The organism is Porphyromonas somerae (assembly GCF_022845615.1).
In the GTDB taxonomy this organism is placed as follows: domain Bacteria; phylum Bacteroidota; class Bacteroidia; order Bacteroidales; family Porphyromonadaceae; genus Porphyromonas_A; species Porphyromonas_A somerae.
Genome location: NZ_AP025559.1, coordinates 2,095,439 through 2,108,881 on the forward strand (window position 1 = coordinate 2,095,439; position 13,443 = coordinate 2,108,881).

At 50.8% G+C, this 13,443-nt stretch carries 10 protein-coding genes; 3 read left to right on the forward strand and 7 right to left on the reverse strand.

What is annotated here, in order from left to right; genetic code table 11:
- Positions 1-41 precede the first annotated feature (41 nt).
- Both MWL85_RS08995 and MWL85_RS09000 read left to right on the forward strand, forming a co-directional pair.
- A complete protein-coding gene (locus MWL85_RS08995) occupies positions 42-1,436 on the forward strand; it encodes a DUF4876 domain-containing protein (protein ID WP_244400457.1) in 1,395 nt (464 codons plus the stop codon).
- A gap of 39 nt (positions 1,437-1,475) precedes the next feature.
- The gene (locus MWL85_RS09000) at positions 1,476-2,504 is read left to right on the forward strand and encodes an Ig-like domain-containing protein (protein ID WP_244400458.1); all 1,029 of its coding nucleotides are present in this window, start codon (positions 1,476-1,478) and stop codon (positions 2,502-2,504) included.
- A 405-nt stretch (positions 2,505-2,909) separates the two neighbouring features.
- Here MWL85_RS09000 and MWL85_RS09005 read toward each other — a convergent pair whose 3' ends face one another.
- The 5 genes from MWL85_RS09005 to MWL85_RS09025 form a co-directional block, all read right to left on the reverse strand.
- Positions 2,910-4,091: a beta-helix domain-containing protein gene (locus tag MWL85_RS09005; protein ID WP_244400459.1), complete on the reverse strand. Its 1,182-nt coding sequence runs from the start codon at positions 4,089-4,091 to the stop codon at positions 2,910-2,912.
- Positions 4,092-4,137: 46 nt separating this feature from the next.
- Positions 4,138-6,918, reverse strand: coding sequence for a TonB-dependent receptor (locus MWL85_RS09010; RefSeq protein ID WP_244400460.1), 2,781 nt, complete (start codon positions 6,916-6,918; stop codon positions 4,138-4,140).
- A gap of 467 nt (positions 6,919-7,385) precedes the next feature.
- Positions 7,386-8,159 carry a ribonuclease III gene (gene rnc / locus MWL85_RS09015; protein WP_244400461.1) on the reverse strand — a complete coding sequence of 258 codons (774 nt, stop codon included), beginning with the start codon at positions 8,157-8,159 and terminating at the stop codon, positions 7,386-7,388.
- 37 nt (positions 8,160-8,196) lie between these two features.
- Positions 8,197-9,453, reverse strand: a complete 1,257-nt coding sequence (gene fabF, locus MWL85_RS09020; protein WP_244400462.1) for a beta-ketoacyl-ACP synthase II — start codon at positions 9,451-9,453, stop codon at positions 8,197-8,199.
- Positions 9,454-9,730: 277 nt separating this feature from the next.
- Positions 9,731-9,979: an acyl carrier protein gene (locus tag MWL85_RS09025; protein WP_018027641.1), complete on the reverse strand. Its 249-nt coding sequence runs from the start codon at positions 9,977-9,979 to the stop codon at positions 9,731-9,733.
- Between the two features lie 160 nt (positions 9,980-10,139).
- Here MWL85_RS09025 and purN point away from each other — a divergent pair, with 160 nt between their 5' ends.
- On the forward strand, positions 10,140-10,718 hold the full coding sequence (gene purN / locus MWL85_RS09030; RefSeq protein ID WP_244400463.1) for a phosphoribosylglycinamide formyltransferase: 579 nt from the start codon (positions 10,140-10,142) through the stop codon (positions 10,716-10,718).
- Here the strand turns inward: purN and MWL85_RS09035 are convergent.
- Together MWL85_RS09035 and MWL85_RS09040 are read right to left on the reverse strand one after the other, a co-directional pair.
- The gene (locus MWL85_RS09035; RefSeq protein WP_244400464.1) at positions 10,702-11,820 is read right to left on the reverse strand and encodes a porin; all 1,119 of its coding nucleotides are present in this window, start codon (positions 11,818-11,820) and stop codon (positions 10,702-10,704) included. The two genes, purN and MWL85_RS09035, sit on opposite strands and share 17 nt — an antisense overlap.
- A 66-nt stretch (positions 11,821-11,886) precedes the next feature.
- The gene (locus tag MWL85_RS09040) at positions 11,887-13,440 is read right to left on the reverse strand and encodes a sialidase family protein (RefSeq protein WP_317221523.1); all 1,554 of its coding nucleotides are present in this window, start codon (positions 13,438-13,440) and stop codon (positions 11,887-11,889) included.
- Between the last annotated feature and the right edge of the window lie 3 nt (positions 13,441-13,443).

The window sequence follows — 13,443 nt, forward strand, 5'->3', positions numbered from 1 at the left end:
TGAATAGCATTATTTACTGAAAAGATATAAAGTTAGCATCTATGAATAAGCGAATAACTCATTTCACCCTCCCCTTCCTCATAGCAGTCCTACTCACCAGTTGCTTAGGGCTCAAGAAGGAGGAGATCGCCATGAAAGAGAAAAACCTGATCATTCAGGAGGTCTTCTACATCGGCACCGAGGACGAAGTCGTGTGGCCAAGCGGATTAAAGGGCTGGACCTCCTACAGCCACGATACCTATATACGTATCTACAATCCCACCAATAAGACCCTCTACCTCGATGGTCTTTGCCTGGCACGCTCCGCCTTCCAAAACGACGTAGCCATCGACCTCAAGGGCGATGAAAACTTTGCCTCTACCCACGTGGCGGTAGATAACCTCTGCATGTTCCCAGGTAGTGGCCAAGATTATCCTATCAAGCCAGGAGAGTACAAGACCCTCACCTCGGTAGCGATCAATCACACCCTAAATGTAGAGGAGCTATACGAGCGATACAAGTTTCAATGCTCACTCAGCTACGACAATGGCGACGGCACCTTTGGCACTAATATTGACCTTGGCAACGGCGTGAAGTACGCCAAGCAGAGCTCGCGCAAAGCATGCAACCTCGAAGGGGCCGACTTTGAGTGGCTCTCCCCACAGCAAATCCTCTACAAGTACCAGTTGGTGGATGAAAATAGTGTCCCCAATATGATCCCCCTCTTCGGTTCCTTTGGCTACCTGGATCAAGAGTTCCTCAGCAGTGCCCCCTTTGGCATTCCTACCAATCGCTCCATCCTGCTCCTGAAGCTAGGGGCAGCACCCGAGGAGCTAGACCAGCAAAAGTACTGGTGGGATTATGAGACCGGGCACCCAAGCCCCATGCATTCACAGGAGCTCCCCTACCACAAGGCACACCAAAAGGGCGATGCCCACGCCATCAGAGTGCCCAATGATTGGATCATAGATGCGGTGACCATCTGCGACCAAAAGGATTTCAAAAGACAGCGACTAGCCGATACCGTCGATGGTGGCTACACCAGTGTGCGGCAGAGTGGCAACGATGACAAGTCTTCCTACTACGGCTATGCTCTGCATCGCCGTCACGACGGAGAGGAGTTTGTGGACAACGACAATTCTACCATCGACTTCGAAAAGCAACCTGCCACCCTCCTCACCGTAAAGCCTGCGCCACTCCTATTCCCCAATATCACCATAAAGACTAAGAACGTCACCCTCACACTAGGTGATGAGCCCTATCAGCTCAAGTGGGAGGTGCGGCCACGCCGCTCCAAAAACCGCAAGACGAGCTGGACTTCGGAAAACGAAGCAATTGCCACGGTGGATGATAAGGGACGCGTCACACCAGTAGCAGTGGGAAAGACCGAGATCCACGGCTCTCTCTCCAATGGAGCTACCGACAAGTGCGTCATCACCGTAGTAGAGAAAAAGTAACAACTATTTATTAACATTCAAAACAAGTAAAGAACACTTATGAAACTAAAGAACTTATTATTGCCACTACTAACCCTATTGGCAATCATCACAATCAGTAGCTGTAAGCAAAAGGCGGACGACACGCCTACCGTAAAGACCACCATCAAACTCAGCCAAACGGCAATAGAGCTCGAAGAGGGTAAGTCTATCAAGCTAAATGCCATCCTTACCCCACAAAGCACGCAAGAGGCCATCACGTGGGAGAGCTCCAATAAGGAGATAGCCACCGTTGCCAATAACGGCATTGTAAAGGCGGTAAAGGCAGGAGAAGCTACCATCACCGCCAAGCTAGCCAATGGCAATGCCGCTACTTGTAAGGTGACAGTCACCGCATCAAAGGTGGCTCCAACCCCTACACCCGACCCAAATCAGGGAGGTGGCGATAAGCCTGGGGATAAAAAGATCCTCTACAAACTCCAATTTGAGCAACCCTCCTACACCGTTGAGAAGGGCAAGTCCATTCAGGTAAAGGCCGTTGTTACTGCTATCGGCAATAACGAGCTACCCAAGGAGATACAGTCCAAGGTTACCTACTCAGGAGGCAAAGTAATGGTAGAGGGCAAGGGAGAAGAACTACGTGCGCTTGTTTCCATCAATGGTAAGGTAGAAGGCAACGAACTAGGTAAGTGCAAGGTAAAAGCGGAGCTCGAAGGGGCTGAAGCAGTGGAGTGCGAAGTGGAGGTGATCGAAGCAAAGTTCGAGATCCCAGCCGGAGCAAAGATCGCATTTGAGTACGATGATGAGCTGATTACAGAGCTCAATTTCAGCGAATGGGACTCCGCAAAGTGGGTTACCATTGTCTTCGTTGATGCCAATAACCAAAAACTTGATATCGAAGGACTATCACAAGACGACTTTGAGCACGAGATCCCAAAGGTGAAGGACGATAAGGGCGGTGAGCACCCCCTCATCAAAATCGACTTCTCCGGATGGGGACCTAATGGATTCAAGGGAACAGGAACCGTCAAGGTAACCTTCAAGAAGAATACCGACTACACCGGACAAATCAAAGTAACCGTGAAGTAACCCTTCCCATCACTTTAACTACAGAAGAGCTGTGCAGGAGAGATACCTGCACAGCTCCCTTTTTCTTTACGCCAAATTATTACTCTCTTGCAGAGAAGGTGGAGATAAAATGAGAATGTTGCACGAAGTGCCATTCTCGCACATTTGCTTCAAATGTGTTGAGACTTTGCACGAAGGATGAGATGCAAGGCGCTGAGGATGAGGCCGAAGGGAGCGTACTCACGTACGTGACCTAGGCCGAATTCCGAAAGCAACGCAGCAGATCGCCTTCGTGCAACAGTCTCAAAATAGTACGCCCACTGCCTCTCAGCGGTGAGCGTACACCCGTTCCTAGAAAACTAATGGAATTGTTAAAGCTCTGGTATGATCAGTATAAGCTTTATAGTTACCAGGGAAGAAGGAGGATTAGAACTTGATCTTTGTCCACGCCAGCTTGCTGGTATCAGCTCCTGTGAGGCCTTCCTTCTTCTGGATATTTCCGTCGTTGAGCGTTCCCTTCACCTCTGCATCAGCAGGGGCAGTGGTAAGTAGGGAGGTGTACTCTACCTTGGTACGGGGGTCGGCAGCACCCTTTTTATCCGTGAAGTCGAGGACATTTTTTACCTGCCCTTGTCCCTTAATAAGGGCATTTTGGATAGTAGCGATGGCACCACGGCGTATCTTGATCACATCGTCGCACATAAGGGTAGCATCTGTAGAGGGCTTGGCATTGAACACAAAGGTGACATCCTTCACGGTGAAGTTGGACTGTGGCTTGCCCTCAGGGGAATTGCCATCGTGATTGCCATCGGCCTCTATACCACGTGGATCCTTCTCGGTACTGGAGTGGTTTTCGCTCCATAGTCCGTAGGCATTTTGGAGGGTACCGCTGTAACCCTCGGTGAAGTCGAACATATCGTCATCGGCATTAACCGAGACGAAATTGGTAACGTTGACCGTACCACCAAAGAACTCGATGGCATCATCGGCACTCTCACGCACAAGTACATTGTCGATCTTGGTGCCATTACCTACAGCATTGAGGGTAAGCCCATTGTGCTCGGTATTGGCATCGTTTTTGGCTCCGGTATAGTCAAGGATAAGGTAGGTGATGACTCCAGAATTGTCATCGGCCTTATCGCCACCGTAAGGCTTAGAAGGGTCGATCTCGGTCTTATTGGTGCCACCATTGGTGATGGGGGCGTAGCCATTGATGATGAGACCACCCCAGTAACCTGAGTCGGCCTTATCGCTATTGGCGGTCATCACAACTGGCTTCTCGGCAGTACCATTGATAAAGATTTTACCGCCTTGCTCTACGAGGATAAACTGGTCGAAACCTTTCTCTGCCTTGATCATGGTACCGGCAGGAATGGTGAGGCTAGCCCCAGCCTTTACTCTTACGGTACCAGAAAGGATATAGCTTTGAGCATCGAGTACCATTGCGTTGGTAATATCCCCTTTGAGTGGCTTCACTTGCACCTCGGGAGTGGGGTCGGGCTTTGGAGTTGGGGTTGGCGTTGGCGTTGGCTCGTCGCCATCGCATGCAACTAGTGCTACTGACAGCATGATGGCTGCCAAGAGAGAGGTCTTCAAATTGATCTTCATAATTACTTTTTTCTTTTTACTTGATAGTTATGTAATCTTGATTCATTCAAAAGTTGTAGGATAGTCCCACACTAAAGCTAACGCCCTTTCGATACTCGCTCACCACTTGGGCTTCGGAGCCATCATTGGGTTGTTGCTTTCGGGTGTAGTGGCTATTGAGTAGGTTATTGGCTTTGAGCTTCAGGGAGAGTTGGTGGCTCAGTTTGGCCGACCCGACGAGGTTAAGGTTGGCTCTTCCTTGCTCCATAATATCGTATTGCAGTCCACCACGAGTGATACCTCTAGAGCCATAAGTGTGGATGCGGTCGCTAAAGTAGCTGAGCACCATGGCGAGGGTGTAGTGGCGCCACCCCTTGGTATAGGCATAGGTGAGGTCGGTATTGAGGAGCCAAGGGGAGGAGCCTTCGAGGGTGGCATTGCGGCTAGTCTCCTCTACATTCTCGAGTGGAATATGGGACCAGATGTAAGAGCCACTGAGACCTAAGTCGAGAGAGTGCTTGGAAGCAGAGAGAAGGGCAGTCTTTTGCCAAAGGTTCTTTTTGAACTCGAGCTCGATACCGGCGAGGTCTACCTTTGGCGCCGGATTGGCATACTCTTGAGCCCCTGAGCTAATGTAGCGGTCGACGCGTGCCATGGGGTTCTTGAGGTGCTTATAAAAACCGGTGACGGTGAGTATCTCGGTGGGGGAGAGGTAGTAATCCCACTTGAGGTCGATATTCCAGAGGTCGGAGGGCTTGATATCGGGGTTACCGATGCTTACGTAACCTATATTGACGTACTGGTAGAGGGAAATCTCCTTTACCTGAGGGAGTGTGTAGCTCTTGGAGAGACTGAGTCGGAGTGCCTGCTTATCGGTGAGGTCGTACTTAAGGTTGAGGGAGGGAAGGAGGTAGAACTTATTGATTTGGCTATCTTGCTTCTCCTTATCTGCTTGTCCGTATTTCACGGTGAGGTCTACCCAATCGGCACGGAGACTAGCTTGTAGCATTAGCTTCTCTAGTAGTGGAAAGGTCCCCTCGAGGTAGGCACCGTGTATTTGCTTCTGTGAATGGTACCAGAATTCCTCGCCCTGCACTAAGGTAAAACCGCTAGGATTGGCCTCGGTGCGGAGGTTCTGACTATTGTAGAAGTCTCTATCCCAATCGAATTGGTCGATATTGCTCTCCATAATCGACTTGCCGGAGACGGGGTCGTGATTATACTCTCGAGAGGTGAAGTGGTGGTCGACGTACCGGCCAATGTAGCCTAACCGCAGGTAGCTCTCCTTATTAAAGCTCCACTCAAGTGCCGCCTTGGCATTGTAGTCATTTTCGGTGAGGGAGGAGTAGAATCGGCGGTTGGTGTTGCTCGCCATGGTGACCCACTTAGTATCGTCGCCTTGGCCCTCGCCAGAGAGGTAAAAGAGGCGACGGTCGGGCTCTTTGGCTCGCATCAGATTGAGCGAGGTGCCGATATTGAGGTGCAGCTTATCGCTGAGGCTCCAATCGGTATCTAGCTGGTTGACGATGAGGAGGTTGTCATTGGCCTGCTGGCGGTACATACGTACGAGGCCATCATTTTCATTGGCAACGTAATCATTACCTTTTAGCTGAGCTACGTACTGGTTATTGGAGTGGATGGTAAGTAGATTGTACTCTAGCTGATGCTTTTTACGCAGGTCGAGAGTGGCATTGAGGAGTGCCATCTGTCGAGTGGTGATCTCGGAATTGGGTCCTTTTAGATCGACTGAAAAACCTCCAATAGGGGCTAGGGTGCGATTGAGTTGCTCGGTATGTGAGTGGTCAATGCTGTGATTGGCGACTAGGAGGAGTGAGAGGGCATTTTCACTAAAGTTGAAGAGCTTGCCGGCGGAGAGCCCAAATCCGTGGTCGATAGGGCGGTTGTAGGGCTTGGGCTGTAGCTTATTTTGAAACTGATAAGGGGTACCGGCAGGGAGCTTAGTGAAGGCACTATAGGTGCCGTCGGCGGGCTCTTGTGTACGGGAAATGCCGAAGTAATTAGTGCCATCTTGGCGGTAGAAGGTATTTCCCATCACGGAGGTATTGACTCCGCCGGAGAGGCTGATATCTAGTAGTTTTTCTCCGAATAACTCTTTGGAGGAGATGTCGATGACGGCACCTCCAACATCACCTCCGTGGGTGGCACTAAAGGCTTTCTGCACCGATATATTTTGTATCATATCGGTTTCAAACATATCGAGTGCAATATTCTTGTACTCTGGGTCGTCGGAGGGGATGGGGAAGCCATTGAGGTAGGTGGCATTGTAGCGGTCGCCCAAACCACGCACAAATACATTCTTCACACCTTCTTGCTTGCTGACTCCTGAGATCTGAGCGACGGCGGCCTCGGCATTGCTGATACCTTTACGCGAAAGCTCCATAGCACCGAGGGCTTTCACGGCGAGGAGCGATTGCTTTTGCTCAAGGAGAAGGAGGTTTTCGGACTCCCGATTGGCCTTGGCGGTGACGATAAACTCTTGCAGCTGCTCTGTGCTGGCGTCAAGAGCAACCTCAATAGTAGTGATTTCATTGGGTCGGATTACGAGCTCCTCTACTTTGAGGGTATTATAGGAAATATAACTGATCACTAGAGTGACTGCGCCCGCTTCAACCCCTTCGATCTGAAAGTGACCGTCGAGGTCGGTGACGCCACCTTTGGTTTGCCCCTGAACCACTACCTTGGCTCCGATAAGGGGCTCTTTATTGCTACGGTCGACTACGGTACCTTTTATGGCACCCCCTTTATCCCCGTCGGGCTCAGATGCATTGGCAAAAATGGGGGTGAGCAGTAGGAGAGCTATGAAAATTCTAATTAGTTTCTTCGGCATACAGTGCTTGTGAGTTGGATAAAAACTTCTACTTCTTTTTTCACAGTGCAAAGGTGGCACTTGTATGTTACACTGACGTTAACTGCATCAGAAGTTTAGGTGACAAATAAAAGACCTTCAGGAAGCTCATGGGAGCGTTCCCGAAGGTCTCTTGAAGCCGGTTTATAAGTCACTGATATACAAACCCCTATAAAAGCAAAAGTTTAGTTGCAACTAAGCATTTGCTTTGTTGCATCTCGGCGATTGCTTAGTTGCAACTCGCCGATCGCTTAGTTGCAACTCGCCGATCGCTTAGTTGCAACTAAGTTTTTGCCTTGCTCATAGGGGTGATTTTACGATGGGAGATGGATTGGAAAACAGGGGGCTTACCATGTGGATTCTTCGTAGCAACTATTAATAAGGAGCTCCGCAGAGGTCCTTACCCGTTTCTTTATCCCCTCGTTGGTTCGGGGCCATCTGAATGGTGGCTACTTCCGACTCTTTTCGATCCGTCGGAGAGCCTCTTTGGCCGCGTTTTGGTGTGCTTTCTTTTTGGTACTTCCTACGCCGATGGTCTCCATTGGGTGGTCGGGGAAGTCGATTTGTAGCTGACAGCGGTGGATAAAGCCCTGAGCTTTATCGTACTTGGTATCGAGGTGGAGAAATTGGTAGGGCACCTTTTCTCGCTGCATCATGATGATCAGCTCCGTCTTGTAGTCCTCCTCTTTTTTCGCCACCACCTTCACATTTTTCTTAGAGACAATGAGATGACTGCGTACAAATTGTGCTGCGAAAGGGTACCCTTTATCGAGGTAGATCGCCCCCACGAGTGCCTCAAGGGTATTGCCGAGGAGGTCGGACCCCTTGATCTGTAGCCCGCTATCAGCATAGATAAGGGGCTCTAGGCCTAGCTTCTCGGCAGTGGCATTCATATTGGTTCGGCTCACCAAAAAGGAGCGGATATTGGTGAGCACCCCCTCCGACTCTTCTGGATAGAGTGCGAAGAGGGTATCCCCTACCGCAAGGTTGACCACACTATCGCCAAGAAACTCTAGTCGCTCATTGCTCCCGAGATTGCCCACATTTTCATAAGATCTGTGGGTAAGGGCCTGCTCGTAGAGCTGGGGGTCGCCCAGTTCGGCTTCTACCAATTGTTCGAGAATCAATTGTCGCTCCGATTTGTGAGCCACTGGTTGCTTCCTCAGCTTATTGAGGTGTAGAAATCGCAGGATTTCTGCTACAAGGCTACGGTACTTCTTCATATTTATCAGGTGAGAACCCACGCTCTAGGGGGAGGGATTACTCCTCGTATTTCTTGAAGATCACCGAAGCATTGTGCCCGCCAAAACCAAAGGTATTAGAGAGGGCTACTCTGATGGGTCGCTCTTGCTTATGATTGAAGGTAAAATTGAGGTTATAATCAATTTCGGGGTCTTGATCCTCCTCAGCATGGTTGATGGTAGGAGGAATGACACCTTCGTAAATCGCCATCACGCAGGCAAGTGCCTCAATAGCTCCTGCAGCCCCTAGTAGGTGGCCGGTCATCGACTTGGTACTGCTGATATTGAGCTTGTAGGCGTGCTCCTTGAATACCTCTTTGATGGCCTTTGCCTCGCTGATATCTCCCACTGGAGTGGAGGTGCCGTGGACGTTGATATAGTCTACATCTTCGGGTTTTAGTCCGGCATCATCAAGGGCATTTTGCATCACCAGCTTGGCCCCTAGCCCCTCTGGGTGTGAGGCGGTGAGGTGGTAAGCATCGGCAGAGAGTCCACCGCCCACTACCTCGGCATAGATGCGGGCTCCTCGTGCCTTGGCATGCTCATACTCCTCTAGGATAAGTGTGGCACTTCCTTCGCCCATCACAAAGCCGTCTCTACTGCCACTGAAGGGGCGTGAGGCGGTCTCGGGGCTATCATTGCGTGTAGAGAGAGCGTTCATGGCATTGAAGCCCCCTACCCCTGCTACGGTGATGGCAGCTTCGGCACCTCCGGTCACGATCATATCGGCCTTGCCGAGGCGAATGAGGTCGAAGGCATCAATGAGGGCATTGGTGCCCGATGCACAGGCGGATACGGTGGCGTAGTTGGGGCCGTGAAAACCGTACGCCATGCTGATATGCCCTGCCGCCATATCGGCAATCATCTTGGGGATAAAGAAGGGGTTGAAGCGGGGACCTCTCTCAGGATTGTAATCGAGCATCTCATCCTCAAAGGTCTTGATGCCACCAACACCACTGGTAAAGATCACGCCGATGCGGTTTTTATCGGCACTCTCTAGGTCGAGTCCACTATCTTTCAGCGCCTCCTCGGCACTGACGAGGGCAAACATGGTGTAGCGGTCGAACTTTCTCGCCTCTTTTCGGTCGAAATGCTCGGCCGGGTCAAAGCCCTTGACTTCACATGCAAATTGTGTCTTGTGCTTACTTGCATCCCAAAGTGTGATGGGGGCCGCTCCACTGCGTCCCGCTTTCATTCCCTCCCAAGTAGAGGTGAGGTCGCTCCCAAGTGGGGAGATGGCACCAAGTCCAGTGACTACTACTCTCTTTAGCTCCATAATATATAGTGTGTGAATATTTATATGTTGAACAACTTACTGACAACTCCAATATCAAAAAAGAGCCGAAGTGCCCCCAAAGGGTGCTACCCCATGCAGAACACTTCAGCCCCTTTTCTTTCCTCTCATAAAGACTGAAACACCAGCCTTTATGGAAGGCAGCAGAATGGATGATATGCAAGGCGCTGAGGGTGAGGGCGAAGGGAGCGTACTAGCGTACGTGACCAAGCCCGAATCCCGAAAGCAACACCGCAGGTCGCCATTCTGCAACTTCCTATTACTTTTGTTCGATAGCAGCTTGGATGTGGCTAATAGCGTCGCCAACGGTCTGGATGTTTTGAGACACCTCATCCTCGATGTTGATGTCAAAAACCTTTTCAAACTCCATAATAAGCTCTACAGTATCGAGAGAGTCGGCACCAAGATCATTGGTGAAGCTAGCTGCCTCAGTTACCTCGCTCGCGTCTACGTTAAGCTTATCTACGATGATCTCTATTACCTTGTCTGCAATTTCTTGTCTTGTCATGGCAAATCTTTTGTAATTTAGTTGTTGTCAATATCTCTAGTTGTATATATTCTCCGCAAATGTAGTTATCTTTGACAATGATAACTCATCAATTACGTCGCAAATATACACATATTCTGCACAACGGGTATATTGATGTGCATTTTTAACGTTATTTCATATGAAAACTATTGCAATATTTGCCTCAGGGAGTGGTAGCAACATGCAGAAGATAGCCGAATATTTCCAAGCTCACCCCGAGCTAGAGCTACAGATTGCCTGCGTGATCACCGACCAAAAAGAGGCGTATGTACAGGAGAGAGCCAAGACCTTTGGCATCCCCTCTCATTATCTGACCCGTGAGGAGCTGGGCTCTAGTAGCACCCTTTTGCCCTTGCTAGAGGGGTATCATGTGGATGCTATTGTGCTAGCTGGCTACTTGCGACTGATTCCGCCCTTTCTCCTCAGAGCCTACCCCGATAGGATCGTCAATATCCATCCCGCCCTACTCCCCAAATATGGGGGCAAAGGGATGCATGGGATGAATGTACATAGGGCGGTAAAAGCAGCAGGCGAGACCACCTCGGGGATTACTATCCATGTGATCGATGAGGAGTACGACCGTGGCACTACCCTCTTCCAAGCCTCAACAGAAATCTCCCCCGCCGATACGGCAGAGGAGATTCAGCAGAAGGTGCAGGTGCTGGAGCATCGTTACTTTGCCCCAACTATTGCGAAGTGGCTTACCACGCTTTGCTAAAGAGCGAAAGACGGGCCACTAGCCCCAGAGCACACCTGAATTGGTCGGGAGTACCTACGGTCAATGCCCCGCTGTGACCAAAGGTTTGGTAGGTACCACTTAGAAAGAAGTAGCAGTGCTGTCCCTCCATCGGATAGTACTGCAGAGCCGCCTGGTAGAGCTGTCTATTGAGCTGACTTCGCTCCGATTGGTCGTAGATCTTGGCGCGAGCAGTGTCGTAGATTCCTTTGAGTTGCAGCTGCCACTGAGGAGAGAAGCTGTAGCGAGCCTCTAGTACGGTGCTGAGGTTGTCGCACCGCTCTATCGCCTTGGCTGGAATGCCATGCCCTCTCAGCACACCTAGGTAATCGAGGTCAGAGTGGTAGTAGAGGAGGTCGAGATAGATATTAAAGCGACCAAAGTCCAGTTTTTGTCCCGTCCCGATGGTAAACATCTTCTTTCCCTTTGCCAAGGGGGCAAAAGCGACCGCATACCTTAGCTGAAGTTGGCGGTCGAAGTAGCTACTATTCCACGCCATCGCTCCCATAAGGGGAAAGCGCAGTGCCACAATATCATCGTGTCCAAAGGCCTCCCTCTGCTCCCGAGTACGGCTATTGGTAACCTGCAGAGCCAGCTCCTGAGTTGGTGAGAGCTGAAAAGAACTACTCACTCCCGTGAGGTAGCAGGTGATTTGATTGCCATACCAGCTAAAGTCGTAGACATCGATGGGGTACTCCTGAAACTCAAATCCCCCCACCAGCTTAGCATGCCGACCCACTGTCACCGCCACTCGGTCACTCGCCTGATACTTCAAGAAGGCGTAATCGATCGCATTGCTTAGGTTTTCGAGCCGATAGATCGTAGCATCCTTATTAAAACGCTGCACATACCGATAGGAGAGTTTCGGGGTGAACCGCCCCTCTACACCCACCATCAAGTGGTCAAAAGCGAAGCGACCGCCCGTCGTCTCCTTAAATGGCTCCACACCCTCTACTCGATACCCACCTCGGGTGTGTACCTCCAGATTGAAGTGGCGCCCACTCTCCTGAGCATTTCCCTTCACAGTCAATGAAATTAGGCAGAGCCCAACTAACCAAGCTCTTCTAAAAACTCTTCCCAACATAAATCTTACATCATTCGTATTAAGAGACAAAGCACACAAGAAATACAAAGAAGCGAATTACCTCATTCAGTGCTCTCTTTGCATCGCTTGGAGATCCTCGAGGGTAAAGGTGATGAAGACCATTGACATCTCGTCGTCTTCCTCTACAAAGTAGCCGATCAGACCATCGCCAAGGTCCACCATATCGCTATAGGCACTCATACCAGGATTGATCACCACTGCATCGCTCCACTGCTGGCGATAGGGGTCATAGCCGTAGAGGGCGCCGTCCCACCGCTTATTAGGTCCATACGGAAGCGAGTGGAGTAGCATCTTCAGTCCATTTTGCTCCATCAGAAGTGGGGCACCGTTACAGGCGGGGTCGTGCAGACCGGCATAGTCCTGAGTAGGTTGCCACGTCTTTCCCTCATCGTAACTGACTCTAAAGATACGATCTCCCTTGTGGGGGTTACGGATGCTCATCAGCACCGCTCCATCGGGCATCACGATCACCTTTGATTCATCGCCACCAGCATAGGCTCTTTCCGAAACCTGCCACGTCTCCCCCTCATCGTCGGAGTAGACCAGGTAGTTATCCAATCGGTAATTGGCATCGGGGCGAATAGCAGTGACAAACATGATACGACCACTCTCCGTCACGGCCCCTTGACCCGAAGCACAGAAGGCACTCCAGAATTGGCTCCTCTGTGGGTCGGTACATTCCGAGCCGTAGATAAAGTGGGTGATGTCGCGTGCGGGGCTCCAGGTGGCACCATCGTCGTCACTGGTCATCATATAGGTAGGCATCGGGGTATCGGGACGACCGTGCCAAAGCCCTTGCCCACCAATAAAGAGCATCACCAGCTTACCACTCTTCGCCTGCACAACCGCCACATCGCCATACCCTTTGCCGTGACCAGTGCCACGAATTAGGATCTCAGGCTCGCTCCAAGTCTTGCCATTATCAAAGCTGCGACGCTGTATAATGTCTATGTCCTCGGGGATATCGGTCTGATTGAACTTCCGTCGGTCGGCAAAAGCAAGAAGCACCCCACTCTGAGCCTTGTGAATCACAGGGATACGGTAGTTGCGACTACCTCCATCACCAGGCACAAATAGTGGCTTGTACGATCTGAAGAAACGGCGGAACGTCTCATCGCCCACCTGCTTTGCCTCCACAGTCTGTCCATTGAGCGACAGCTCCTTCATCCTACAGCGTAAGATGTGGTGTGGCGAATAGTGCTCGGGTGTAGCGAGGTTGGCGGAGAGGTAGAGTACCTTGGCCCCTTCGTACGCCTTTCCTGTTAGCGTTGCTTCGCACCAACTATTGAGTGGGTGAGTGGCATACTTCACTCGCCCCTTGTAATCATCCAAGTCACGCACCGCAAGAGAATCGGAGCTCAGAATCTCCAGACTCTCTATCAGTCGTTGGCTCTCAGTAGGAATGGCGAAACGGAGCTGTAGCTGATCGCTACGCTTCAGCGGCTCCTCTAGCTCAATGGCTAGGAGCGTCTTGTGCTGCGCTCCCGCCTCCACTCCGTGGCGAGAGGGATAAACCTTGATGCCCCCCTCTTGAGCAGAGAGTAGGCAGGTAGAAAAGAGTAGTAAGGTGGCGAATAGGAGTCCCTTTTTCGTCATCATATA